General features: G+C 58.9%; 22 protein-coding genes and 2 pseudogenes. 13 read left to right on the forward strand and 11 right to left on the reverse strand.

Features of this window, described 5'->3' with window-relative positions:
* Nucleotides 1-182: 182 nt before the first annotated feature.
* Nucleotides 183-1,304 carry a hypothetical protein gene (locus WM94_RS14370; RefSeq protein WP_061551493.1) on the reverse strand — a complete coding sequence of 374 codons (1,122 nt, stop codon included), beginning with the start codon at nucleotides 1,302-1,304 and terminating at the stop codon, nucleotides 183-185.
* Between the two features lie 812 nt (nucleotides 1,305-2,116).
* On the opposite strand from WM94_RS14370, the gene WM94_RS30135 reads away from it, so the two are divergent.
* Nucleotides 2,117-2,611, forward strand: coding sequence for a hypothetical protein (locus WM94_RS30135; RefSeq protein ID WP_156485971.1), 495 nt, complete (start codon nucleotides 2,117-2,119; stop codon nucleotides 2,609-2,611).
* 346 nt (nucleotides 2,612-2,957) lie between these two features.
* On the opposite strand, the gene WM94_RS30455 is transcribed toward WM94_RS30135, so the two are convergent.
* Nucleotides 2,958-3,167: a Gfo/Idh/MocA family oxidoreductase gene (locus tag WM94_RS30455; protein ID WP_371264025.1), complete on the reverse strand. Its 210-nt coding sequence runs from the start codon at nucleotides 3,165-3,167 to the stop codon at nucleotides 2,958-2,960.
* A 468-nt stretch (nucleotides 3,168-3,635) separates the two neighbouring features.
* Entirely contained in the window at nucleotides 3,636-3,902 is a 267-nt protein-coding gene (locus tag WM94_RS31125) for an antitoxin Xre/MbcA/ParS toxin-binding domain-containing protein (protein WP_082810574.1), read from the reverse strand.
* Between the two features lie 823 nt (nucleotides 3,903-4,725).
* Here WM94_RS31125 and WM94_RS14375 point away from each other — a divergent pair.
* Entirely contained in the window at nucleotides 4,726-6,189 is a 1,464-nt protein-coding gene (locus tag WM94_RS14375; RefSeq protein ID WP_061551494.1) for a P-loop NTPase fold protein, read from the forward strand.
* A 357-nt stretch (nucleotides 6,190-6,546) separates the two neighbouring features.
* Here the strand turns inward: WM94_RS14375 and WM94_RS29140 are convergent, their stop codons facing one another.
* The 5 genes and pseudogenes from WM94_RS29140 to WM94_RS14400 all read right to left on the reverse strand — a co-directional run bounded on the left by WM94_RS29140 (nucleotide 6,547) and on the right by WM94_RS14400 (nucleotide 11,585).
* Nucleotides 6,547-6,858 (reverse strand): hypothetical protein, encoded by a 312-nt coding sequence (locus tag WM94_RS29140; RefSeq protein ID WP_082810576.1) that lies wholly within the window; start codon nucleotides 6,856-6,858, stop codon nucleotides 6,547-6,549.
* Nucleotides 6,859-7,093: 235 nt separating this feature from the next.
* Nucleotides 7,094-8,023: pseudogene (locus WM94_RS14385) on the reverse strand (alkaline phosphatase family protein); the annotation flags it as partial.
* Nucleotides 8,024-8,230: 207 nt separating this feature from the next.
* The gene (tal, locus tag WM94_RS14390; protein WP_061551496.1) at nucleotides 8,231-9,157 is read right to left on the reverse strand and encodes a transaldolase; all 927 of its coding nucleotides are present in this window, start codon (nucleotides 9,155-9,157) and stop codon (nucleotides 8,231-8,233) included.
* Nucleotides 9,158-9,502: 345 nt separating this feature from the next.
* The gene (dusA, locus tag WM94_RS14395; protein ID WP_061551497.1) at nucleotides 9,503-10,513 is read right to left on the reverse strand and encodes a tRNA dihydrouridine(20/20a) synthase DusA; all 1,011 of its coding nucleotides are present in this window, start codon (nucleotides 10,511-10,513) and stop codon (nucleotides 9,503-9,505) included.
* Nucleotides 10,514-10,715: 202 nt separating this feature from the next.
* On the reverse strand, nucleotides 10,716-11,585 hold the full coding sequence (locus tag WM94_RS14400) for a GyrI-like domain-containing protein (protein WP_061551498.1): 870 nt from the start codon (nucleotides 11,583-11,585) through the stop codon (nucleotides 10,716-10,718).
* Nucleotides 11,586-11,991: 406 nt separating this feature from the next.
* On the opposite strand from WM94_RS14400, the gene WM94_RS14405 reads away from it, so the two are divergent.
* Nucleotides 11,992-13,029: a sterol desaturase family protein gene (locus WM94_RS14405; protein ID WP_061551499.1), complete on the forward strand. Its 1,038-nt coding sequence runs from the start codon at nucleotides 11,992-11,994 to the stop codon at nucleotides 13,027-13,029.
* A gap of 33 nt (nucleotides 13,030-13,062) precedes the next feature.
* Here WM94_RS14405 and WM94_RS14410 read toward each other — a convergent pair.
* Nucleotides 13,063-13,377 (reverse strand): annotated as a pseudogene (locus WM94_RS14410) (chitin deacetylase); the annotation flags it as partial.
* A 50-nt stretch (nucleotides 13,378-13,427) separates the two neighbouring features.
* On the opposite strand from WM94_RS14410, the gene WM94_RS14415 reads away from it, so the two are divergent.
* The 8 genes from WM94_RS14415 to WM94_RS14450 all read left to right on the forward strand — a co-directional run bounded on the left by WM94_RS14415 (nucleotide 13,428) and on the right by WM94_RS14450 (nucleotide 21,179).
* Nucleotides 13,428-13,826: a hypothetical protein gene (locus WM94_RS14415; RefSeq protein WP_223998079.1), complete on the forward strand. Its 399-nt coding sequence runs from the start codon at nucleotides 13,428-13,430 to the stop codon at nucleotides 13,824-13,826.
* Nucleotides 13,827-14,257: 431 nt separating this feature from the next.
* Nucleotides 14,258-14,512, forward strand: a complete 255-nt coding sequence (locus WM94_RS14420; protein ID WP_015269621.1) for a hypothetical protein — start codon at nucleotides 14,258-14,260, stop codon at nucleotides 14,510-14,512.
* 103 nt (nucleotides 14,513-14,615) lie between these two features.
* Complete coding sequence (locus WM94_RS14425) at nucleotides 14,616-14,903, forward strand: DUF3077 domain-containing protein (protein WP_015269622.1); 288 nt, start codon at nucleotides 14,616-14,618, stop codon at nucleotides 14,901-14,903.
* 110 nt (nucleotides 14,904-15,013) lie between these two features.
* Nucleotides 15,014-15,589, forward strand: coding sequence for a hypothetical protein (locus tag WM94_RS14430; protein ID WP_023660676.1), 576 nt, complete (start codon nucleotides 15,014-15,016; stop codon nucleotides 15,587-15,589).
* Between the two features lie 466 nt (nucleotides 15,590-16,055).
* Complete coding sequence (locus WM94_RS14435) at nucleotides 16,056-16,538, forward strand: formate dehydrogenase subunit gamma (RefSeq protein ID WP_061551532.1); 483 nt, start codon at nucleotides 16,056-16,058, stop codon at nucleotides 16,536-16,538.
* Complete coding sequence (locus WM94_RS14440; protein ID WP_061551500.1) at nucleotides 16,532-18,100, forward strand: NADH-quinone oxidoreductase subunit NuoF; 1,569 nt, start codon at nucleotides 16,532-16,534, stop codon at nucleotides 18,098-18,100. The genes WM94_RS14435 and WM94_RS14440 overlap by 7 nt, the downstream gene beginning before the upstream one ends.
* Nucleotides 18,097-20,979, forward strand: a complete 2,883-nt coding sequence (gene fdhF, locus WM94_RS14445) for a formate dehydrogenase subunit alpha (protein ID WP_061551501.1) — start codon at nucleotides 18,097-18,099, stop codon at nucleotides 20,977-20,979. Before WM94_RS14440 ends, fdhF begins: the two co-directional genes overlap by 4 nt.
* Nucleotides 20,976-21,179 (forward strand): formate dehydrogenase subunit delta, encoded by a 204-nt coding sequence (locus tag WM94_RS14450; protein ID WP_013971803.1) that lies wholly within the window; start codon nucleotides 20,976-20,978, stop codon nucleotides 21,177-21,179. The genes fdhF and WM94_RS14450 overlap by 4 nt, the downstream gene beginning before the upstream one ends.
* Nucleotides 21,180-21,494: 315 nt before the next feature.
* Here WM94_RS14450 and WM94_RS14455 read toward each other — a convergent pair whose 3' ends face one another.
* The gene (locus WM94_RS14455) at nucleotides 21,495-22,358 is read right to left on the reverse strand and encodes a universal stress protein (protein WP_061551502.1); all 864 of its coding nucleotides are present in this window, start codon (nucleotides 22,356-22,358) and stop codon (nucleotides 21,495-21,497) included.
* A 154-nt stretch (nucleotides 22,359-22,512) separates the two neighbouring features.
* Between WM94_RS14455 and WM94_RS14460 the strand changes: the two genes are divergently transcribed.
* Nucleotides 22,513-23,130 carry a tRNA-(ms[2]io[6]A)-hydroxylase gene (locus tag WM94_RS14460; RefSeq protein ID WP_013971805.1) on the forward strand — a complete coding sequence of 206 codons (618 nt, stop codon included), beginning with the start codon at nucleotides 22,513-22,515 and terminating at the stop codon, nucleotides 23,128-23,130.
* Nucleotides 23,131-23,152: 22 nt separating this feature from the next.
* Here the strand turns inward: WM94_RS14460 and WM94_RS14465 are convergent, their stop codons facing one another.
* Nucleotides 23,153-23,473, reverse strand: a complete 321-nt coding sequence (locus WM94_RS14465) for a YqjD family protein (protein ID WP_003256286.1) — start codon at nucleotides 23,471-23,473, stop codon at nucleotides 23,153-23,155.
* Between the two features lie 129 nt (nucleotides 23,474-23,602).
* On the opposite strand from WM94_RS14465, the gene WM94_RS14470 reads away from it, so the two are divergent.
* Nucleotides 23,603-23,866 (forward strand): hypothetical protein, encoded by a 264-nt coding sequence (locus WM94_RS14470; RefSeq protein WP_003256287.1) that lies wholly within the window; start codon nucleotides 23,603-23,605, stop codon nucleotides 23,864-23,866.
* Nucleotides 23,867-23,882 lie beyond the last annotated feature (16 nt).

Below are 23,882 nucleotides of genomic sequence, written 5' to 3' on the forward strand. Positions count from 1 at the left end.
TTACCGGCGTACTCGAAATCGGAAAAGCTCATCTGGCTCATGGGATGGCGGGCTTGTAGAGGGCAGTTGGACGGAGGGCTATTTCAGCACAGGTCAGATGGCCTGTGCTGACTTGATCGGAGAATCCCTAGGCATCTTTTTTACTCGCTCACGGTACAGTAGCTCATCATTAGGTGGGCGGATTAGATCGAGAGCCTGAAGCGCTCAATCTTCTGCTCGACCACTTCCTCTGGAGAGTAACCGTCTCGTTTCGCGATGAGCATGGCGTGGACGTCGTCGTCGCTAAAAATAAGAATCAGCTTTCTGTGGATCATCCATTGTTCCCGTAGTGTATGCAGCCCGCCTGCTGCATCGCAGCCGTGTCGGGAGAAGATCATCCCGAACAGTCCGGCTCCATGAGGCTTCAGATAGTTTCCAATTTGAAGAACCTCGCTTTTTCCAACTTTTTTCGTATAGTTTTTGGCGTCAACAACAACGAAGTCAGCCATGTAGTTTCGTTGCAAAAACTTCCAAAATCCGCTCTTCGCATAGTTCGGAAGAATAAAGTCTCGGCGGTTGGTTTTTGTGTTGTCGGAGTGCTCGGGCAACGGCTTTTTGAGCGAGGGACAGAACAAATGCTCCAGAATATCTCCAATAAGATCTTGGTAGAGACTCCAATCCCGCTTTCCCGGTTCGCATTCTTTTAACTTAAGCGCTAGTTGATCTTCTCTGGTTACTTTAGGACCACGCTCCAGTCGCTTAGCAAGAAGCCAATTGAAGTAACCAGGCTCTGCATCGGGTAATTGCTCCGAGAAGCGATGGGCCAAAAAATCTAAATCCCACAATTCAATGCCCGTGTCCTTGATAGCCTCTCGATCCGACTCATTCAGAGTTGCCGGAATGGCAAGAACGAGCTGGCACTTACCATAAGTTTCTGCGTAAGACTTCAGCTGTTCTATCTGATCTTGGATTCTGGTGAGTTGTGGAAATCCAGAGGATTTACATTCAATTAATAATTTCGTCTTCTTGCTTCTTTTTCCATAGCTGGCCAGGATGTCTGCTCGATAACGGCTCGTGCTCCCGAAGATGGCATCTTGAACAACGTCAGAATACTCATCGTTTCTTCTCATTAAGTCAGAGAGAAAATCGATGAAATCAACGTCTGTTGAGGTCGGGTGTTTCAGGGTGTTGCAATTGCTACAAATGTGTAATAAGTTTTGTTTGGGGTCTAAGTTCTCGGTCCAAAAATGTTTTGGGTAAAAGTGCTCGACATCATGTTGGTCTATTATATTTTTGCAAAAAGCACAGCGAACATCCTTGCGCATCCCAGGTACCTTGTTTCCAAATATTAGCAATTGGCTCACGCGCCGTGGTAGGGCGATTTTACCACGATAGGAGCTTAGAACCATGGTATTTAAGGGGCGCAAGCTAGGTTATCCGGCCTCGGCGAACCTAGCTTGGGGTCGATAGCGGTCAGTCGCGATTAGGTGCCAACGCCCCACTGCTGCCCCATCCACGTGCCACTGGACCAGCCTGCACTTCCATAGTACGACGAAGCCCTAAATCTTCAATCGAGTCAGCTGCGATAGCCACGAATCATCAACTCCGGCGCGCTCTCTGAAAATTTTGTCAAGTCATTTGATCAGCCCTATAATGGCTAATTGATGGTTCAAGACAGAGCCTGTACTCATAGAAGGTTTATAGCGCGCAATTAAGATTTCGAGCCTGTAAGTGGCATTGGTTTCCGAATTTTTCCAAAGCGTGGCCACGCTATTGCATAGAACAAAGAGCGACAAGTTTTGTTAAAACAAATCATATCCCAAGCTAAAATGCCACGAGATAGAGCCACTGCTATATCTATAGGAAAAGCCGCATTAGCGTTCCTCTCCCTTGGCACAGTTCACTATGTTGGATTCCTCATGGGGGTTCCACTTGAGATTCTTTCGATAGTCTCGCTTAAATTCATGGCAAGCTTTGTTGCCACATTTACCTTCTATCTCACATTCTGCTACTTGGTCGCGAAGGTTCTTTCCTTTGCCATATCGCAACTCTACTACTCTGTGCTCGCCCCGCTTGCAGCCTTAACATTTGCGGCAAGCAGGCTACTTCCAAATTGGTTAAAAAGCCGGCAAGAAGAATGCACAGAGAAACCAATGCAGCAGAAAAGCTCATTTACTGGGTGTCTTTTGCATTTATTTTCTTTTTTACGCTTAACTTTTCTTACCTAAAATTTCACTATTCATCAGTTGGGAAAGTGACATGGGTATGGGCAGGCGGGATATTTGCAGCCGCTTTTCTGAAGTGTGGGGTATTAATTAGGCCCAGAACGCAAATTAAAAGAGTTCTTAATAAAAAAAGAATTGCCCTTAGAAAGTCACTTGTGCGAGACTACAGTTATTTAATTGCGGGTCTAGCTCTGGCGCTCTCCTACTACGCGGGAATGCTAAGGTTTGAGAAGATAGCTACCGAAAAACCTGTTGAATTTAAAGGCGAAAAATATCAAGGGCAGTATCATGTGCTTTTGAGCGTAGAAGGAGCTTATTTGCTGGTCGGTAGTGGTTCAGCTAAAAAGGATTTTATATATATAGATAACGCTGTCGTGATAAGGCTACCAATCGACAGCGAAAAGTAAATAATCTGTTTCTAAAACCTTGCGCTAAAAATAATGTCCATGACGCGAGGTATAAATCCAGATAGGTATATCAGTATGCTGAACATCTTCGCGCTTGTTAAATCAAAATGAAGATCTTGGTCGTCTTTTTGTCATTGGTGAGATAATTTTCGCTCTAAACTCATCCCCCCTTTAGACAGGCTAAAACGATAAGGGCATGCCCCCTCAAGCTAGTCTCCCGACCGCTCAGATTCTGATTGTATCCATTTACTCAGGCAAGTATGGGGCATCCATATCAACTGAAAACTCCCCTTAACCCTGAATGGGGCAGGGGAGTTTCCACTTTACCGGGCCTTTGTCCCTAGCGTTAAGCGTTGAAGCGCTTATCTGTAATCTCCGCCACTTTCACAGGGAGGCCCTCTTTGGCCGAGCATATGGCTGCCATGGTGGTTTTGATGTCGCGGTAGCCGTCTTCACCCGTATAGCGAGGTTTCTTGCCGGCTTTCAAGGCTTCGACAAACTCGTGGATCTGGTTGGTGTGCGCCTGGCTGTAGTACGAAACCTCCGACTGCCAGATGTCATCGCCGCCTTCATCAAAGCGGAACGCGGTAGTTCGCTTGCGTCATGTTTCTCGGTTACGACTCCAGCAAGCTGGCACCCCAGTAGGTGTGGCCTTGACTGCATTGTTGTACCTTGGCAAAGCAGGGCTGAATGAGCTCACTCTGAGCAAGATCGCGGATTCACTTAGCGCTGAGGAATTCCACAAGCTTATGGCGTGCAAGATACCTGGCTGGATGCGGTCGGCTCTGGCCAAGTCCGTAAAGGATCATGTGTGCCGAGATCACACTTCGAAATGCCACCCGAGCGTGTGACACGCGTGAATGGTCGCGGCCGTAATGAAGCGGGCGTCCGCAACATGTCGATTGCAGCAATTTGTGAACATCAGAGTTCGATCCGTTGACGCCCTTGGCTGAGGCGATGGGCTGCCACCGGACGATTGGCGTAATAGAGCAGCTCAATGCGCGCTCGCCCCAGGCTTAAGGCGTTAAGTGTAAACACAATGCTCAATTCGCCCCAAAAGCGTGCTCACTTGTTCATAGCCCGACCGAGTCGTCAGGATGCTGCAAGGCACTTGATGTTCTAGTCCGATGGCGGATTTGTGCAGCCAGAGCGCTGCAAGCGTTTGAGATCCAAGCACGCATGTGGCTAGGGCTAAAATTTGCTGCTGCCTTCCCTCGAAGCACCGGTGGAGGAGGCTCCAGCAACCCAGCGGTGCAATGGGGCAAAACGCGATTATTTCAGTTTTGTTCATGTTGCACCCCTCGAAGGTGAATTCTGCCTTTCAGCCACAAAGTCGCCCAGCGGGCTCCATTTTTTTGCCATTTTTCGCGGCAATGTCGAGCAATCTTCCTTGTTTATCGGACCGAGCAAGCAGAAGCTCTCGTGCGCCGTCCTCAATTGTCGATTTTAGAAGCCATCTGTCAGTCTTTATTTTCCGTCGGCCCTTCATCGCATATCTCCGCCTCTAGGGCTTGGGGACACCAACTGATAGGGCCTCGCAAACCTTGGTTACGCCAGCCAGAACAGCTTGGCTCTCGCAGTGGGCTCCATTCAATATGGGTATGACAGCTACGCTCGTGTATAGGCTGTGACGGTACGGCTTATGGATGGCACCCTTTCCTAGCCTAGCTACCTAGGTCGCCTTCTGCTGATGAGATGTCTGACATGCCTGATGCACTGGCCTCCTTTTCCACGCAAATCTGATTGGGTAATGCTCGCACATTTACCCCCCGGTAGCGGCGCGCTGTCTTGGGTGGCTCGAAGTGCTGGTACTACTGGCGACACCTATGTGGCCGCATACCTCCTGAATCGCGTTCCTTTTCTAGATACTAGTATCCACTGGCCATCGAAGTGGTGTTATCTTTGACAAGATTTGTTTTTTGGTCGTGACTTCGGAGCAAAGTGGGAAGTGGAATTGCGGATTGACTATAAAATCAATAAGCAGGCTTCAGTCTTGCGTAAGGGGAGGGGTGTGTTTATTAGTGACGAGCTAAATGGCTTCGTGCTATCCCTACCTTTCAAGAATTATCCAGGCCTATCGATATGCCGGGGTGAATATAACTTATGAGATTCGTATGATTAAGGATGACGAGATGGAGCAGGGTAGTACTGACGCAAACAAAATTTTTTTTGTTAGGTATAAAGAGCTAGACATAGAAAATGGCGGTTGGCCGAGCGGAGAGGACAAGCTTTCAAGGCGAAAGGAGATTGAGAATCTGACTCCGCTCTTGGTTAATGCGCAAGCCCCACTTGTTATTTGTTTGGATGCTCCGTGGGGTGCGGGAAAAACAACCTTCGTTAGGCTTTGGTCAGAATATCTCCGAACGATTAATGTGGCTAATTTATATTTAAATGCATGGGAGAGTGATTTCGCCGAAGACCCTCTATTGCCTCTGATTTCTACGCTGGATAAATGGATTTCAGCTGAGCTAGATGAATCCAAAGCGAAAGCTGCCTGGAGTAAAGCGAAGAGGGTGGTGCCTGGTATAATTAAGTCGACAGCTGTCGCTGCGGCTAAGGCCGCTTCATTTGGTATGCTAGATATAGATAAAGAGCTTGAGAAGCTGGCGGCCGATGTGGTTGGAGGCGCTGTTGGTGATATTGTTGATAGCTTTAATGTTAAACAGAAATCACTTGAGCAGTTTAAGAAGCAGCTTTCTATCGCTTTGGAGGGGTTGCCTGACGGCCAAAAAAACCTCGTAATATTTATTGATGAACTTGATAGGTGCCGACCTACCTATGCGATCGAGACTTTAGAGCGCGTAAAGCATCTTTTTGATCTTGACCGCATTATTTTCATAATAGCAATGAATCGCGATCAGCTAGGTAAGAGTATTCAGGGTGTCTATGGTTCGTCGTTCAATGGAGCTCATTATTTAAAGCGCTTCATAGACGTTGACTATCATCTGCGAACGCCTTCCATAAAGGAATATATTTCGGTAAGGTTGCACGAGCCGGAAATTGAAAGTTATTTTAAATCGCGCCGAGATGGGCAGTATGATCATGAACATATCATTGAGCTGATGGCGTATTTGGCGTCTCGCTTTGAGTACACACCTCGTGATGTTAATCAGCTGGTTGGGAGGCTTAAATTAATATTTCGTAGCATTCCTGCCAATCATTACCTTGAAGAGTCGATCATGATACCGCTTCTAGTGCTGAGGCAGGAAGCACCGGCGCTCTACACCCGATATTCAAAAGATCCATTTTGTGTGAATGAAGTGATTGAGTTTTTGGCAGGCAGTCGAATTGGACAGGGCACATTTGAGCATCGGATCGCTGTCATGTTTGGTTATCTACTAAGGCCGGCTATAGACTCGCAGTCCAAAGAAGGTATGGAAAAAGTACTGGCTCCCTGGAAAGAGTGGCATGGTCAAGTAGCGGAAATGGAAAAGTCTTCATATCCCTCGGACTTCCAGCGCGCAATTAAAGCGGTTTTGGAATTTGCCACTGATGATCGTGAGTTCAGAGGCCGTAGAGGTTTAAGCACGGTGGTCTTTAATCGAATCGAGCTAGCCGGAGAAATTAATTTTTCATAACTCTGTGCTGACCCCATGGGTGTCTAACCGCATCCGTGGGGAAAGAGTTATCTTATGACAATCGCTAATCACTGTCACGTTCGTATGCCACCTCCTGACTGGTCAGGCTCAATGTCGCTTACTAGGCCACTTTTGGAAATGTAGGGCGGACCAACGTGCTTCACGTTGCGTCTTTGCATTCGCTTACCATAAAAGGTCTAGGCCGATGTTTACGATGATGGCGACGTGAAGCTGAACTCCCGCATTAAGGCGATGGTGTCCGCGTATTTTCAAGCGAACGCGATCACCCTTAACCATGCGAAGTGTGCTGGGCAAACACTACTTCATATCCGCCCGCTTGCGATTTGCAAAGTGTATCTACCGGCTCCCTCCGTCACCGAAATAATCATCCTTTGCGACCAGACCGAGATTATCGGTGAGATCTTGGCCATCCTCGCTGAACAGATGTTGAGTTCGCCGTTCCTGCTTGAGGTAAGCCAATGTTTGGAAGAAGCAATCCTCACACAGGTGCAGTTCATAGCGCTCCCCATCATGGGCAGTGCCATAACCCCAGTGAGCTTGTAGGGTGCCGAACTGATGCCCGCCAGTATCCAAGCGGGTGGAGCAACGGCATACGTCGCACACGATGTCTGTAACGGTCTCGACTTCGACTCTTCCGGTTATTTTCATCGCTGACTCCTACAAGCGCTCCTGACTTTCGCTTTCAGCATATAGCCTCCAGGACGGAGCGTAGGCTAGCCGAAGCATTTCTAGACGTTTACCGACTTAACACAGTTGTCGTCACTCATGATCGCATGGATGGAAATCAGGACATTGAAGGTATTTCCCAGAGATCTAGGGAAGAGATGGTGTCCATAACTGCTGTACGTTCGGATTACGCTGCCCGCACCCCTACGTTCGGACTATCGTCGAAGATCATCAGGCACGGCAGGTGGGCCATCACCCGCGCTACCTGGCCGAGGTTGTCGGCAAACGCCTGGATCAGCGGCAGCTCCTGCCGGTAACGTGCCTGGCGCGGTGCGGTGAGCCCGTCGGGCATGTCCAGGTTCACCAGCTGCCAGGGCACCGGTGACCACACCAGCAGGTACATGGCCATGACCTCGGCGAAGGTCACCAGGTGGTTGTCGGCGTTGCTGGACGAGAATATCGGCTTGCGCTTGCCGCCGAAAAAGCGCTCGCGCAGGGTTTCGTTGCGTTCCTGCGCCGGCAGCAGGTCGGCGCGGTGGTAATAGCAGGCCGGGTGCTGGTACAGCGCCTGGCTGTCGGGCACCACCGCGCCCTCAAGTTGCTCGTCGAACAGGCCCAGTCGCGCAATCAGGCTGTGGATGGCGCGCAGCATCGGGCCGGCAACGTCGTCGGCATAGACCTGGTCGCCGGTCATCAGCAGCACGGCGGGGCGGTCCGCGGGGCTTTCGCAGGCCTGCAGCAGGCGGTCGGCGCAGAGCAGGCCATCGGCGGCCGGGAAATGCGGCTTGCGGCAGGAACCGTGCAGCAGGTGGTCGAGCCGATCGCGCAGTACCAGGCTTGGGCGCCGGGCGCCGGGGTAAAGCAGGTGCGGCGCCCAGCCTGCGATGCCCTGGCCGTTGATGAGCAGGTCGTAGTCGAGCAGCTGGTTGCAGGGCAGCGGCTGGGCGAAGTGGATGTCCAGCAGGTGGATGAAGGCGTGCTGGCCCACCGCGACCACCTGGCAATCGACCTGGGCCTCGCCTGCCGGGAAGATGAATTCGGGTTGCAGCGGTTGCGTGGCGACCAGCCAGATGGCCAGGCGCTGGGGTTCCAGGCGGCGCAGTACCGGGCCGGCGAGTACGAGGGGCAATGGGGTAGAGGAGGTCATCGACAGCTCAGGTGGCTTCTCGGGCCCCTTCGCGGGTAAACCCGCTCCCACAGGTACAGCGCCAACTTCTGGCCTGTGGGAATCCTTGTGGGAGCGGGTTTACCCGCGAAGAGGCCCTGGAATTCAATACAAATCTAAGGCCAGGTAAAACAAAAACGGGCGGAAAATGCTGAACACTTCCCGCCCGTCAGGCAATCCCGAAATGTATCAGGCCTTTTCAGCCATCAACTTCTCCAGCTTCTCCTGGTCCCGTGCGAACTGGCGAATGCCTTCCGCCAGCTTTTCGGTACCCATGGCATCTTCGTTCATGGCCCAGCGGAACTGGCTTTCGTTCAGCTGTTGCTTGGCCTCGCCAGCATTGCCCGGCTTCAGCACCTGTGGCAGGTCGCCCTGGTCATCGCTGAGCTGCTGCAGCAGCTCTGGGCTGATGGTCAGGCGGTCGCAGCCGGCCAGCTGTTCGATCTGGCCGATATTGCGGAAGCTGGCGCCCATGACCACAGTCTTGTAGCCGTTGGCCTTGTAGTAGTTGTAGATGCGAGTGACCGACTGCACGCCCGGGTCTTCGGCGCCCACGTATTCCTGGCCGGTGCTCTTCTTGTACCAGTCGTAGATACGGCCCACGAACGGCGAAATCAGGAACACCCCGGCATCGGCGCAGGCCTGGGCCTGGGCGAAGGAGAACAGCAGGGTGAGGTTGGTCTGGATCCCTTCCTTCTCCAGCTTCTCGGCGGCGCGGATGCCTTCCCAGGTGGAGGCCAGCTTGATCAGCACGCGTTCGCGGCCAACACCGGCGGCTTCGTACAGCTCGATCAGCTTGCGCGCCTTGGCCAGCAGCGCGGGTTCATCGAACGACAGGCGGGCATCGACCTCGGTGGAGATACGCCCCGGGATGACCTTGAGGATGCCCGAACCCACGGCCACCGCGAACTTGTCGCAGGCCAGGTCGACATTACCCTTGGCATCGGCCTTCACCTGCTTGAGCAGATCGGCGTAACCCGGGATGGCCGCAGCCTTGAGCAGCAGCGACGGGTTGGTGGTGGCATCGACCGGTTTCAGGCGGGTGATGGCGTCCAGGTCCCCGGTGTCGGCGACCACGGTGGTGAACTGCTTGAGTTGTTCCAGCTTGGAGGTCATGGGCGTGCTCTGTCCTGTGCAATGACTCGACATTACCCGAGCCCCGACGGCCACTCAAGGGCTCGCGAAGCGCGGTGCGAAAGGTGAGGATTCGAGTCGCAAGCGGCCCCGAGGTTCCGCATCTGCTTGCAAGGGCCGCTGGAGATACAACTGGCTTACACAAAATGTGGTGGTTTGCGCCATCCCTGTGGGAGCGGGTTTACCCGCGAACACCGGCGAAGCCGGTGCCATGTACCGAGTTGTTTTCTTCGCGGGTAAACCCGCTCCCACAGCATCTGCATATATCTGAACCCCTGCGGCATCCTGGAGGGGATGGTTTGCTGGCGATCAGGCTCACCTGCTGAATTACCGCCCCTGCAACAGCTCCACCGCCTGGTCGAACACTGCCAACGGCTCCGCCGCCTTGTGGATATCCGCCGACAGCAACTGGCGGAAGCGCCGCGCCCCCTTGAACCCTTGGGCCAGCCCCAGGATATGCCGGGTAACGTGGTGCATCGCGCCACCACTTTCCATGTGCGCGACGATATAAGGCCGCAACTGCGCCAGCGCCTCGCTGCGGCTGACCACCGCCGCCTCGCTGCCGAACAGCTGCTGGTCCACCTCGGCCAGCAGGTAAGGGTTGTGGTACGCCTCACGCCCCAGCATCACCCCATCGAAGGTTTCAAGGTGCGCCTGGCACTCGGCCAGGGTCTTTATCCCGCCGTTGAGCACGATCTCCAGGTCCGGGAAGTCCGTCTTCAACTGCGCCGCCACGTCATAGCGCAGCGGCGGAATCTCACGGTTCTCCTTCGGCGACAGCCCTTCCAGGATCGCGATGCGCGCATGCACGGTAAAACTCCGGCAACCTGCCTCGCGCACCTGGCCGACGAAGTCGCACAGCTCGGCGTAGCTGTCGCGGCCATTGATACCGATGCGGTGCTTGACCGTCACCGGGGTCGACACCGCATCGCGCATGGCTTTCACGCAATCGGCCACCAGCGCCGGGTGGGCCATGAGGCAGGCGCCGATCATGTTGTTCTGCACCCGGTCACTCGGGCAGCCGACGTTGAGGTTGACCTCGTCGTAGCCAGCCTCCTCGGCCAGGCGGGCACAGGCGGCCAGGTCGGCCGGCACGCTGCCGCCCAGTTGCAGGGCCAGCGGGTGCTCGGAGACGTCGTGGCGCAGGAAACGGTGGGCGTCGTTGTGCAGCAGGGCACCGGTGGTGACCATTTCGGTGTACAGCAGGGTGTTTTTGGAAAGCAGGCGCAGGAAGAAGCGGCAGTGGCGGTCTGTCCAGTCCATCATCGGTGCAACGCTGAAGCGACGGGAAGGCTCAGGGCGCGTGGTTGCTGGGTTAGAGCCTGGGTTTGTGGTCATATCGTTCAACGTGTCTTGTACCAAATTCAGCAGTTTCGAAGGTGTTTGTAGCAATCCGGTTGCGCGCCCTGGCAAAAGTCGACGGCAAGTGCTCGGTGACAGCCAGGGCAGGCAGCTAGTTTACCAAGAGAGCCGGGCATCCGTCTGGACTCGATCTATGCGCGACCCTGCAGCCTTCTTCCCAGATTAGCCACCAGCCAACTTACTTGAGCGGCACGTAGATATCCGTTTGCCATTGCTCGATCGGCGTTTCCGGATACACGCTCAAGTAGTGAAAGAACAACGGATGATCCCGCAGTTCCTCATCGCTCGAAGGCAGCCAGTCCCGATAAAGCGGATAGATGGTTTCGCCAATGTAGTCAGGCGAGCCGGTATGTCGGAACACGGCGCAGCGGCCTGCCGGGATGATGCGTTCGTGCACGCCGAAATCGTTGGGCTGCACGGCTTCGCATATCTCGCCACACACGGCGAAGCGAAAGGCGTGCGCCGGGGTGGTGTCGGGGTTGTCGTAGGCAATGCCGAAGGTTCGGCTGCTGGCCACCGGTGACTGGCCGCTCTGAATGCGCCATTGGCGAAAACGCGCAACGCTTTCACTGACCAGGCCGGGCGCCCCTTGGTGTTCGAGCGCGGCCACATGGGTTTTGGCGAAATCCACGATGCGGATCTGCATGGTGATACTCCTTGAAAGATGAGGAACAACGAAAACCGCACTCCAGGCCTGCCAGTTCGGGGCCTTGGCGAATACGCTCGGCGCCATGCCAAAAGCACGCTTGAAGGCCCTGGAAAAGGCTTCGGGGCTTTCGAAGCCGGCGCCGAAAGCTGCTTCCAGCACGGAGATGGCCGGCGAGGCGACCAGTTGGTGCGCCGCGCGTCGAAGCCTCATCAGTTGCACATACCGTGAAACCGGAACGCCCATGTATGCCGTGAACTGCCGATGGAAATGAAATGCCGAGAAGTGCGCGACGCGGCTCAGGGCATTTACCGACAGGTCACCTTCGAGGTGGCTGTTGATGTAGGCAAGCACGGCTTCGAACCGTTTCGCGTAGGTCGCTTTGTGCTGTGAATCAGTCAACGAACGGAATCTCCGGGAGGTGCGGTGAGCGCTAGCATCCGTTGTTCAGCCATGCAGGCGCCTAGCCGGGATTGCTGTATCGGGGATTGTCTTGACCGTGCCGTGGATGGCACCGGTGCTTTCGGTGTTCGCAGGGGAGGGCAGCAGGGTGAATGCGGTCGCTGGCCTTTCGTGCAAGGGGAAGCACCAGCGTAACCGGCCTGGCATGATCGGTCGACTGGGCGAAGCGGGTCGTTCACGCTGATCAATGAACTCCGAGCCTCGCCAGCGCACTCCGCCGCCCACTTTCAACTGCGGCAGTGCCTGCAGGCGGGAGCTGGTGAGGTAGCACCAGGCAATGCATAAAACCACTGGAGTAAATCAATCTGATTTACAATTGCGTCCCTTTTGCCGAGGCTGACGTTTCGTGGATGCCCTGTCGCTTGTCTTTGAGCACCTGACCGAGTGGGTAATTACGCCCGTTACCGACCAGTTTCTCGGCATTTTCAATATGAACGGCCGTTTCGGGGCCTTGTTCCTTTGCATCTCCTATGGCGCAGCCTACGGCCTGTTCCGTTTCAGGAAGCGGCGCGGCCTGAGCGACGCCCAGTCGTTCTGGCAATTCATCGGCGGCGCCCGGGTACATCTGCATCCCTCGGCGCTGCTGGACTACCGCTACTACTTCGTGCGGGCCATCCTCAAGGTTGCGCTGGTGCTGCCCGTCGTCCATCTGGTCGACCCTTACATCCTGCGCTCCGGCGATTACCTGGCCTTTTTCAGCAACCTCTGGGGCGCGCGCCCGCGCCTGGGCGAGAACCTTGCACTGGCCCTGCTCTACGGGTTGGGGGTGTTCCTGCTAAAGGACTTCATCCATTACTGGGCGCACCGGGCCTTTCACTCCCGCTGGCTCTGGGCCTTTCACAAGGTGCATCATTCGGCGCCCGTGCTGGTGCCGGCGACAGCGAGCCGGGTGCATTTCGTGGAAAAGATCGTCGAGAAACTGAGCACCGGCATTGGCATCGGCTTCTACGCCGGATGCTTCTGGTACCTTTGCGGCGGTGAAGTCAGCCGCTACACCCTGTTCGGCGTGACCTACCTGGTGTTCATCTTCAACAGCCTGGCGGCCAACCTGCGGCATAGCCATGTCTGGCTGTCGTTCGGCCCGCAGCTGGAACATGTGTTGAACAGCCCGGCCCAGCACCAGATCCATCACAGTGACGCCCCACGCCATTTCAACCGGAACTTCGGCACCAACCTGTCCCTCTGGGACTGGATGTTCGGCACGCTCTATGTCACTACATCAACGCCCGAAAGCATCCGCTTCGGCACCGGTGAGCAGGACCACCAGCGTTACCTGACGGTCTATAGCCTGATCGTCACGCCCTTTGTCGAAACCGGTCGCAAGGTCCTGATGAAATGCCAGCGCAAGGCTGTGCTCGGCGCGTCCGGCAGGGCAGGCCGTTAGCTGATCCCGTGTTTGTTGCGAACGACTGACCGCTCAGGCGGGGAACTGGGCTATCCAGTGCCTGGCAATCTCTTCGCGCCGGCAGACCCACACCCCGTCGTGGCCCTGCACGTAATCGAGAAAGCGCGCCAGCGCCATCGCACGGCCAGGATGGCCACTGATCCGCCCATGCAGGCCCACGCTCATCATCTTCGGGTGGTGCGCGCCCTCCTGCCACAACAGGTCGAAAGCATCCTTCAGCAGCCGGAAGAAGTCTTCACCGCAGGCGAAACCATTGAGCAGCAGATAGCGGGCGTCGTTGTTGACCAGTGTGTACGGAACCACCAGGTGGGCGGGCGAGCCTGGGAGCGGCCATCCGCGAGGCGCGCAAGCAGCAGCTCAAGTCGATCGAGGCGCGTTTGCCGGCGGTCTATCTGGATGTGCTCGATGCGGCCATGCATGCGGTCAGTAATGAGGCGGGGGCAAATTTGCGCAAGGTGTTTCTTGCCCACTATTTCCAACAGTTGGTGCAGGCGCAGCAGTGTGGGCAGTTGCATGCGGCGCATCAAACGTTCCTTCAGGCGCTGGATGAACAGCGAGAGCAGCGCGGGCTTGCGCGTTCCAATGTTACTCGGCGGTTGTCGATGAAGGTCAATCCGTACATGGCGGAGGACATGCTTGCGCTTCAGCAGCATACAGAGATGAACCAGACCGAATTGCTGAAGGCTGTGATCGCGCGCATTCAGGCGGATGTGCTGGAGAACCGGGATCAGGAGGTGATTCGAGCTTTGCAGCGACTGGCGCGGCTGGCGTTGTAGTGAGCATTTGAAAGAAGCACAGCGTACCGCCAAGCGCTGTGTTTCACACGGTTCTTCGAGTCTTTTAGAGAAACTCATATCAGTTCCTACAAGAACTAATCAGATTTTTCCCCTTCCTCGTAGTCCATTTCTGAATCATCCTTTTCAAGCCGTTTCACCATTGCGATGGAAACCTGAGCCCCCTAGTCTCGCCCTGTCGTTGCAAATTCAACGACCGGGTCTGCAAGCCTGGGGAAGTATCGAAAGCGTGCTCATCATCGAGCCGTTGGTTTGTGCCAATGGTTGTGCTTAATGGTGGCTGCGTACGGGTGACCTTCGGGTCAGCCGGGTTTTTCTCGATCTTCCCCGGTCTTGCAGGCCCGTACGCAGCCGCCACCCATTCTCTGCAAGGGATGGGGTGTGGTTTTCTCTCACGAAATCGAGATGTGACCATGCTCAAAATAGTCCCGGATCCCCCCATTTCCGACTCACCCCATCACTTGGAAGACACCCTGATCCAGGCCACGGAATACGTGCTGTGCGCCTTGTCTGTAGGCCATCACGCGATAGCCTCGCTCCCCAGATCTCCCGCCACGATCATGACCCTGGCGGTCATGCATGAAATGGAGGCTGTGCGCACGCTGCTGGAGTCGGCGATTGCGCAGGTGCAGCTCCGGGGCGGGCAGCCGGTGCATACATTGCATTGATGGGCTGATTTTCAAATTTTGCCAGCCTGGGCGGTGCGGTTTTCTTGCCGGGGACTGCAACCGGGAAATCGCACTGGCCGGCAGATTCAAAAGAGGGTTTCAGATGGACAAGGAATTGGATGACGACACCGGCACACTGGGCCTGACCGTAGGCGCGGCCACGTTCCTGGACGGTGTGCTGGACGGCAAGAAACTGTTCCGCGTAGAACCGGGAAACTGCTGCGACCATGCCATCGAACAAGCGTCGGTATTGATGGACTGCTCACGGCGAGCGTCGTTCATCGGGGTGATGGACAACGAACCGGTGCTGGTCTGGGCTTCGCACTTTCTCTGCGACATGGCCAAGGCGCTGATGGATGACGCGCATATGGGCATGCGCAAGAACCGCTGACCCAGCCAGGCGTCGCGAAGCCGAGACAGTGTGGGCTTGGCACCCTGCCAGTATTGTCTGATTGTCATGCAGGGGTTAGGTTGCTGGGCTCTTTTCAAGGAAGATGACCGATGAAACGGACCCTGCCGCTGGTATTCGCCTGCGCGCTTTTCCCCCTGCAAGCCTGTTCGGCGCTGGAAGTCGGCCAGTTCACCCTGGGCATGCCCAAGCCCCAGGCCATGGCCATTCTGCAGCAGCAGTTCGGCGAAGTTGAGCATTTCACCGGCTATCACTACCAGGTGCCCACCGAGTTCTTTCAGGGGAGCAACCCGAAGGGCGATTTCAACCTGGGCGGTATTGCCATCACGCAAGTGAAAGCATCGTTCAACGAGGCCGACCAGCTTCGCCAGGTGGAGGTGCGGCTGGCCAGCACCGACGAGGCGCGGGTCCAGCAACTGCTGCCGATGACCAGGCAGGCCAAGCCTGTGCCGAATAGCGGTGGCCGACTCGAGGCGTTTTCCGCAGACGGTGAGCTGGTGTACTGGGTGGCCAAGGACCGGGACTGGACGGTGGTGACCATCGCCGACAAGGCCAGCTCGGACCAGAACGTCAAAGCGCGGGCCAAGAGCGATGAGCGCTTTGCCCAGCTGAACCGCAAGTTCGACAAGCTGATCGAGACGGCCAAGGCGGTGGAAGGCAAGCACTGATCGACAAAGCCGTGCAGCTTTGAAGCTTGCTCATACCATGCATTCATGGGACTGCACATAACTCATTGAATTAGCAGGGACCCTGTGGGAGCGGCTTTAGCCGCGAACACCGGCGCAGCCGGTGCCATGCACCGCGTTGGATTCTTCGCGGCTAAAGCCGCTCCCACAGGGTACGCGTACCGCTTGCGAATTCAGTTCTCCAAGCGACAGCGCAGCAGACTGTATAAGGCCAGAAACAACCCGCGTCGGTTTCAGGATGCGCCTGGTCGTTCGCACGCAACCCCCCGGCGCCACAAGTGCCATGCTTGCAGGATGCCTCGGACCAGTGCGCGCAGACGTACGGCCGCAGGCAAGGAGGCCGCTGGCTCCACGCAACCGTGACGTGGCCGGCGCGCCGCAGCAGAACACGCCGGATACCTGCCCTCACAACAATTCAGGCAGGGTCCGTGATGCCGAGGTCCGCTGTATGCCTGATGAATTGCTCCACCTGCCTGTGATCCAACGCATTCTGGCCCGTGACAAGGATATCCCCGGCGCGCTGTTGCCGATCCTGCATGCCATCCAGCACGACATCGGCTACATCCCCGATGCCGCTGTCGCCGAAATTGCCCATGCCCTGAACCTCAGCCTGGCCGAGGTGCGTGGGGTTATCAGCTTCTACCACGATTTCCGCACCACGCCACCGGCGCGCCACACCCTGCGCCTGTGCCGCGCCGAGTCGTGCCAGAGCCGGGGCGCCGAGGCGCTGGCCGCGCAACTGCGCGAACAGCTGGCGCTGGACGACCACGGCACCAGCGCCGACGGCGCCATCAGCCTGCGCCCGGTGTACTGCCTGGGCGCCTGTGCCTGCTCGCCAGCGCTGGAACTGGACGGCCAGGTGCATGCGCGCCTTACCCCGGAGCGCCTGCGCGCGCTGGTCAACGCTTGCCGGGAGGACGCAGCATGCTGAAGCTGTATATCCCCTGCGATTCGGTAGCCCGTGCCGTGGGCGCCGACCAGGTTGCCGATGCATTGCAGCGTGAGGCCGAGCGCCGCCAGCTGCCGCTGGATATCCAGCGCACCAGCTCCCGCGGGCTGTATTGGCTGGAGCCGCTGCTGGAGTGCGACAGCGCGCAAGGGCGCCTGGGTTTCGGCCCGGTCACCCCGGAAGACGTGCCGTCCTTGCTCGACGCCTTTACCGGTGAGCCCGGTGAACCTGGTGGCCACTCGCTGGCCCTGGGGCCGGTCGAGGACATCCCTTACCTCAAGACCCAGCAGCGCCTGTTGTTCGCCCGCGCCGGCATCACCCGCCCGTTGTCGCTGGACGACTACCGTGCCCATGGCGGTTTCGCCGGCCTTGAAGCGGCCGTGGCCCTGGACGGTGCCGAGGTGGTCGCCGCCGTGCTCGATTCCGGCCTGCGCGGCCGCGGCGGTGCGGCGTTCCCGGCCGGCATCAAATGGCGCACCGTGCGTGACGCCGGGGCCGGGCAGAAGTACGTGGTGTGCAACGCCGACGAGGGTGACTCCGGTACCTTCGCCGACCGCATGCTGATGGAAGGCGACCCGTTCCTGCTGATCGAAGGCATGATCATTGCCGGCCTCGCCGTGGGTGCCGACAAGGGCTACATCTATGTGCGCTCGGAATACCCCGACGCCATCCGCGTGCTTGACCAGGCCTTCGCCATCGCCCGTGACGCCGGCTATCTCGGCAGCAACGTGGCCGGCAGCGGCCAGGCCTTCGACCTGGAAGTGCGGGTCGGCGCCGGCGCCTATATCTGCGGCGAAGAAACCGCGCTGCTCGAATCCATCGAAGGCAAGCGCGGCATCGTTCGCGCCAAGCCTCCGCTACCCGCGCTGCAGGGCCTGTTCGGCCTGCCGACGCTGGTGCACAACGTACTCACCCTGGCCTCGGTACCCGTCATCATGGCCAAGGGCGCGGCGTTCTATCGCGACTTCGGCATGGGCCGCTCGCTGGGCACCATGCCGTTCCAGCTGGCCGGCAACATCCGTCAGGGCGGCCTGGTGGAACGCGCCTTTGGCCTGACCTTGCGCGAGCTGGTGGAAGGCTATGGCGGCGGCACGGCCAGCGGCCGGCCGTTGAAGGCCGCGCAGGTTGGTGGCCCGCTCGGTGCCTGGGTACCGCCCAGCCACTTCGATACGCCGCTGGACTACGAAGCCTTTGCCGCCATGGGCGCGATGCTCGGCCATGGTGGTGTGGTAGTGGCCGACGACACCCTGAACATGGCCAGCATGGCGCGCTTCGCCTTGCAGTTCTGCGCCGAGGAGTCCTGTGGCAAATGCACCCCGTGCCGCATCGGCTCGACCCGGGGCATGGAAGTGGTCGACCGGCTGATCGCCACCAGCGACATGACCGAACGGCATGACCAGGCCCTGTTGCTGCGCGACCTGTGCGACACCATGCAATACGGCTCGCTGTGCGCCATGGGCGGCATGACCGCTTATCCGGTGGCCAGCGCGCTGAAGTACTTCCCCGCCGATTTCGGGCTGATCCACACGGAGGCCGCGCAGTGATCAATTTCTTCGACCCCGCTTCTGATAAAAGCAGCGACCTCGGCACCCCGGCCCGTGACAGCGAGGTACAGGTCAGCCTGAGCATCGATGGCCGCGCCATCACTGTGCCCGCCGGTACTTCGGTGATGCGTGCCGCGGCCATGCTCGGCACCAGCATCCCCAAACTGTGTGCCACCGACAGCCTCGAAGCCTTTGGCTCGTGCCGCATGTGCATGGTGGAAATCGAAGGCATGCGCGGTTACCCGGCCTCCTGCACCACCCCGGTCAGCGAAGGCATGGTGGTGCACACCGAAACCCCGCGCCTGGCAGGCCTGCGCCGTAATGTTATGGAGCTGTACATCTCCGACCACCCGCTGGACTGCCTGACCTGTTCGGCCAACGGCAACTGCGAGCTGCAGACCGTGGCCGGCCAGGTGGGCCTGCGCGAGGTGCGCTATGGCTACGACGGCGCCAACCACCTGGCCGAGAAAAAGGATGTATCCAACCCGTATTTCGACTACGAGCCGAGCAAGTGCATCGTCTGCAGCCGCTGCGTGCGTGCCTGCGAGGACATCCAGGGCACCTTCGCCCTGACCATCACCGGGCGCGGTTTCGAATCGCGGGTGGCGGCGGCGGGTGGTGAAAACTTCCTCGCCTCCGAGTGCGTGTCTTGCGGCGCCTGCGTGCAGGCCTGCCCGACCGCGACCCTGACCGAAAAGAGCCTGGTACAGCTGGGCCAACCCGAGCGTGCGGTCATCACCACCTGCGCCTATTGCGGCGTCGGCTGCTCGTTCCGCGCCGAAGTGAAGGGCGACCAGCTGGTGCGCATGGTCCCGGACAAGAACGGCGGCGCCAACCACGGCCACGCCTGCGTCAAGGGCCGCTTCGCCTGGGGTTACGCCACCCACCCGGACCGCATCACCAAGCCAATGATCCGCAAGCGCCTGGAAGACCCATGGCAGGAAGTCAGCTGGGACGAGGCGGTGACCTACGCCGCCAGCGAGTTCCGCCGCATCCAGCTGAAGTACGGTCGCGATTCCATCGGCGGTATCACCTCCAGCCGCTGCACCAACGAAGAAGCCTATCTGGTGCAGAAACTGGTGCGCACGGCGTTCGGCAACAACAACGTCGACACCTGCGCGCGGGTATGCCATTCGCCCACCGGCTATGGCCTGAAGCAGACCCTGGGTGAGTCGGCCGGTACACAAAGCTTCGACTCGGTGATGCAGGCCGACGTGGTGCTGGTGATCGGCGCCAACCCCACCGACGCCCACCCGGTATTCGGCTCGCAGCTCAAGCGCCGCCTGCGCCAGGGCGCGCGGCTGATCGTGATCGACCCACGGCGCATCGACCTGGTCGACTCGCCGCACGCCCGCGCCGAGCTGCACCTGCAACTGCGCCCCGGTACCAACGTGGCCATGCTCAACGCCCTGGCCCACGTGATCGTCACCGAAGGCCTGCTGGCCCAGCGCTTCATCGATGCCCGCTGCGAAACCGAAGATTTCGCCCGCTGGCGCGACTTCGTCAGCCTGGCGGAAAACGCCCCCGAAGTGCTTGGCCCGGTCTGCGGCGTGCCTGCCGAGCAGATCCGCGCCGCCGCCCGGCTGTACGCCACCGGCGGCAACGCGGCGATCTACTACGGCCTGGGTGTGACCGAGCACAGCCAGGGCAGCACCGCGGTGATGGGCATCGCCAACCTGGCCATGGCCACCGGCAACATCGGCCGTGAAGGGGTAGGGGTGAACCCGCTGCGCGGGCAGAACAACGTGCAAGGCTCGTGCGACATGGGCTCGTTCCCCCACGAACTGCCCGGCTACCGGCACATTTCCAACGAAGTTGTGCGCGCCGAGTTCGAGCAGGCCTGGGGCGTGACCCTGCAGCCTGACCCGGGCCTGCGCATCCCCAACATGTTCGAGGCTGCGCTGGACGGCAGTTTCAAGGCCCTTTACTGCCAGGGCGAGGACATTGCCCAGAGCGACCCCAACACCCAGCACGTCACTGCGGCCCTGCTGGCCATGGAGTGCGTGGTGGTGCAGGACATCTTCCTCAACGAAACAGCCAAGTTCGCCCATGTGTTCCTGCCGGGCAGCTCGTTCCTGGAGAAGGACGGTACCTTCACCAATGCCGAGCGGCGTATTTCGCGGGTGCGCAAGGTCATGAAGCCGCTGGCCGGGAAGGCCGACTGGGAGGCGACCATAGCCCTGGCCAATGCCTTGGGCTACCCGATGAGCTACCGTCACCCGTCCGAGATCATGGACGAGATCGCCCGCCTTACGCCTACCTTCCACCGCGTCAGCTACGCCGAGATCGACCGCCACGGCAGCCTGCAGTGGCCGTGCAACGACGCAGCGCCGGATGGCACGCCGACCATGCACATCGACCAGTTCGTACGTGGCAAGGGGCGCTTCATGCTCACCGGCTACGTGCCCACCGAGGAGAAGGTCAACAACCGCTACCCGCTGCTGCTGACCACCGGGCGCATTCTCAGCCAGTACAACGTCGGCGCCCAGACCCGGCGTACCGGCAACGTCGCCTGGCATGACGCCGACCGCCTGGAAATCCACCCGACCGACGCCGAAAGCCGTGGCATCCAGGATGGCGACTGGGTCGGCATCGGCAGCCGCGCCGGGCAGACGGTGCTGCGCGCCAAGGTCAGCACGCGGGTGGCGCCGGGTGTGGTGTACACCACCTTCCACTTCCCAGAGTCGGGGGCCAACGTGATTACCACCGACAACTCCGACTGGGCCACCAACTGCCCTGAGTACAAGGTGACGGCGGTGGAGGTGGTGAAAGTGTTCCAGCCGTCGCAGTGGCAGAAGCGCTACCAGGACTTCAGTGACGAGCAGCGGCGGTTGTTGAAGGAGCGTCGTATTGCCGAGAAAACCGAGGTGCGCCGATGAGCAGTGAGAATCTGGTCAAGATGGCCAACCAGATTGCCCATTACTTCGACAGCGAGCCAGACCGGGCGCTGGCGGTGCAGGGGATACGGCAGCATCTGCAGAGCTTCTGGACGCCTGCGATGCGCCGGCAACTGGCGGAATGGGCCGAGGCCAATGCAGGGGAGGGGCTGGACCCGAAGGTGCAGGAAGCGTTGGCCTAGCGTTTGGTGTCGAATGGGGCTGCTGCGCAGCCCATCGCCGGCAAGCCAGCTCCCACAGGTACTGCACATGACTCATTGGTTCAGCGAGGCTCTGTAGGAGCAGCCTTGTGCTGCGAAGAGGCCGGTACAAGCCATAGACAGGCTTTGTCAGTACCGGCCTCTTCGCAGCACAAGGCTGCTCCTACAAAGGACGCTTCAAACGAGCGATATTTGTTTTCTGCCCTACAGCGCAGATCAAAAGGGCTGGGCAATCTCCCACAGGTACTGTCGATGTGGGAGCTGGCTTGCCGGCGATAGGGCCCTGGCAGATTGAACTCAGCCGCGGGCCAGTTCCGCCAGATGGGCAATTGCCTCCTCGCTCTTGAGCACCAGCACATCCCCCTCCAGCGAATCCAGCACCACCTCCGCGGTATTACCAATCAACGCCCCGGAAATCCCCGTGCGGCACACCGTGCCGATCACCGTTACCACGGCATCGAGCTTCTTCTCGGTATGCGGAATCAGCACATCCGCCGGCCCTTCGGCCACATGCAAGCGGTCTTCGCTGATGTCGTACTCTGCCTGGAACGCCTTGCACGCCTCGCGGTAGCGCTTTTCGATGGTATCGCTCAGCTGGTACACCGGGTCCGACGCCGACAGCATCGGCGACGGATGGGCGCTGATGACGTGAAGCTCGCCTTTGGCCAGCCCGGCAATGGCATAGCCATGGTCGATGATGCTGGCATGCAGGCGGCGGTGGTCCTCGTCCTGGTTGCCCACGTCCACCGCGGCCAGGATCTTGCCGCCGGTCCAAGGCCGCTCGCTCTTGACCATGAGCACGGCACACGGGCATTGGCGCAGCAGCTTCCAGTCGCTGGGGGTGAGCAGGGCCTTTTTCAGCGGGTTGTCCGGGCGGTGTTCCTTGATCACCAGCTCGCAGCCCTCGGCCTGCTGCACGTAGATGATGGTGTCGTGCAGGTTGTCGCGCCAGGCCTCCTCATGGGTGACGCTGTCGTACCCGTCATCATGCAGCTGGCTGCTCAGCAGGCTCAGCAGCGCGCTGTGGTCATGCCTTTTGTCGCACATCAGCAGATGCAGGCGGGCGCCGGTGACGCCGGCGATCAGCTTGGCCCGGGTCAGTGCCCGTCTGTGGGCGTGCTCGGGGTCGAGGACGACGAGGATGCTGCGAACGGCTTGCATGGGCGTTAACTCCCTTCAAAGGTGGCGACCAATGCCTGACTATAGTCGGCGCTTCCCCCGCTGGCGCTTGATGTACATCAAGCATAGTCACTGGCGCTGCCCGCCGCCGCCGGTATAATCGCCGGCCCTGCCAGTTCTTTGTGGTTGCACGCTCATGTCCCTGATCCCCGAAATCGACGCCTTTCTTGGTTGCCCGACACCAGACGCCTGGATCGAAGCGGCGCTCGCCGACCAGGAAACCCTGCTGATCGACCACAAGAACTGCGAATTCAAGGCTGCCAGCACCGCCCTGAGCCTGATCGCCAAGTACAACACCCACCTCGACCTGATCAACATGATGTCGCGCCTGGCCCGCGAGGAGCTGGTGCACCACGAGCAGGTGCTGCGCCTGATGAAGCGTCGTGGCGTGCCGCTGCGCCCGGTGTCGGCGGGGCGATATGCGTCGGGGCTGCGGCGGCTGGTGCGCGCCCACGAGCCGGTCAAGCTGGTGGATACGCTGGTGGTGGGGGCGTTCATCGAGGCGCGCAGCTGCGAGCGCTTTGCCGCGTTGGTACCGCATCTGGACGAGGAACTGGGCCGCTTCTACCACGGCCTGCTGAAGAGCGAAGCGCGCCATTATCAGGGTTATCTGAAACTGGCGCACAACTATGGCGAAGAGGCAGACATTGCCCGCCGGGTGGACCTGGTGCGTGCAGCGGAGGTGGAGCTGATCCAGTCACCGGACCAGGAGCTGCGCTTCCACAGCGGTATCCCGATGGCGCAGGCCGCCTGATTCGCACCAGGCGGCCCAGGCGTCAGTGACGGCGGCCCAGCAGCAGGCCGACCACCAGCCCGAGGCCAGCGGAAATGGCCACGGTCTGCCACGGGTGGCCACCGATATAGTCCTGGGTAGCGTCCATCACCGGTTGCGCCTTGCTGCGTACCTTGTCGGCGGCATTGCGCGCCTGGCGTAGCTTGAGGCTTACCTGCGCGCGCAGGGTTTCCGCCTCGTCACCCACCAGGGCGGCGCTGTCGTTCAGCAGTTTTTCCGACTCTTCGATCAGCGCCTGCAGTTCGCTGAATACCTGGTCCTTGATCTGATCGCTGTCGGTCAGCGGGGCGTTTTTCCGGGCCATGAACTCGTCCTCGTCGATGGTGTGGCTTGAACAATGGATGCCGGCGCGTCGGGAAAGTTGCGGCGGCTTTGGGCTGTTGCAGTACCTGGGTGTAAGATAGCGGCCATTTTCAAACCTGCAGGTACCTTCATGAGTTTCAATCTGGCCAACATGAGCTTCGAGGAACGGGCGCAGATCGAGGCAGAGAAGGCCCGGCTGTTCGAGCTGTGGCAGAACAACCTGGGCAAGGCCAAGGGCGAAGCGGCACGGTTGATCGCCGAGAAACCACGGCGCAAAGGCAAATGGGCCGAGTGGGTGCGCGCCGAGCTGGATGGCATGTCGCCGCCCGAATACGCCAACATGGTGCGCAGCGAAGTCAACAAGCTGATGGCCGCAGCCAGCGCCAGCCGCTGATCACACCCCGCCAGGC

The organism is Pseudomonas sp. ABFPK (assembly GCF_001586765.1).
In the GTDB taxonomy this organism is placed as follows: Bacteria; Pseudomonadota; Gammaproteobacteria; order Pseudomonadales; family Pseudomonadaceae; genus Aquipseudomonas; species Aquipseudomonas asiatica.

What these genes read in the sequence shown, in the direction of transcription:
- WM94_RS14460 (WP_013971805.1), top strand. Translation starts at nt 22,513, where the DNA reads ATGTCCCTGATCCCCGAAATCGACGCCTTTCTTGGTTGCCCGACACCA.
- WM94_RS14370 (WP_061551493.1), bottom strand. Translation starts at nt 1,304, where the DNA reads ATGCGCAAGGATGTTCGCTGTGCTTTTTGCAAAAATATAATAGACCAA.
- WM94_RS14375 (WP_061551494.1), top strand. Translation starts at nt 4,726, where the DNA reads ATGATTAAGGATGACGAGATGGAGCAGGGTAGTACTGACGCAAACAAA.
- WM94_RS14435 (WP_061551532.1), top strand. Translation starts at nt 16,056, where the DNA reads ATGCCTGATGAATTGCTCCACCTGCCTGTGATCCAACGCATTCTGGCC.
- WM94_RS14470 (WP_003256287.1), top strand. Translation starts at nt 23,603, where the DNA reads ATGAGTTTCAATCTGGCCAACATGAGCTTCGAGGAACGGGCGCAGATC.
- WM94_RS31125 (WP_082810574.1), bottom strand. Translation starts at nt 3,902, where the DNA reads ATGAACAAAACTGAAATAATCGCGTTTTGCCCCATTGCACCGCTGGGT.
- WM94_RS14440 (WP_061551500.1), top strand. Translation starts at nt 16,532, where the DNA reads ATGCTGAAGCTGTATATCCCCTGCGATTCGGTAGCCCGTGCCGTGGGC.
- WM94_RS14420 (WP_015269621.1), top strand. Translation starts at nt 14,258, where the DNA reads ATGCTCAAAATAGTCCCGGATCCCCCCATTTCCGACTCACCCCATCAC.
- WM94_RS14450 (WP_013971803.1), top strand. Translation starts at nt 20,976, where the DNA reads ATGAGCAGTGAGAATCTGGTCAAGATGGCCAACCAGATTGCCCATTAC.
- WM94_RS14430 (WP_023660676.1), top strand. Translation starts at nt 15,014, where the DNA reads ATGAAACGGACCCTGCCGCTGGTATTCGCCTGCGCGCTTTTCCCCCTG.
- WM94_RS29140 (WP_082810576.1), bottom strand. Translation starts at nt 6,858, where the DNA reads ATGAAAATAACCGGAAGAGTCGAAGTCGAGACCGTTACAGACATCGTG.
- WM94_RS14425 (WP_015269622.1), top strand. Translation starts at nt 14,616, where the DNA reads ATGGACAAGGAATTGGATGACGACACCGGCACACTGGGCCTGACCGTA.
- WM94_RS14455 (WP_061551502.1), bottom strand. Translation starts at nt 22,358, where the DNA reads ATGCAAGCCGTTCGCAGCATCCTCGTCGTCCTCGACCCCGAGCACGCC.
- tal (WP_061551496.1), bottom strand. Translation starts at nt 9,157, where the DNA reads ATGACCTCCAAGCTGGAACAACTCAAGCAGTTCACCACCGTGGTCGCC.
- WM94_RS30135 (WP_156485971.1), top strand. Translation starts at nt 2,117, where the DNA reads ATGCACAGAGAAACCAATGCAGCAGAAAAGCTCATTTACTGGGTGTCT.
- dusA (WP_061551497.1), bottom strand. Translation starts at nt 10,513, where the DNA reads ATGACCACAAACCCAGGCTCTAACCCAGCAACCACGCGCCCTGAGCCT.
- WM94_RS14465 (WP_003256286.1), bottom strand. Translation starts at nt 23,473, where the DNA reads ATGGCCCGGAAAAACGCCCCGCTGACCGACAGCGATCAGATCAAGGAC.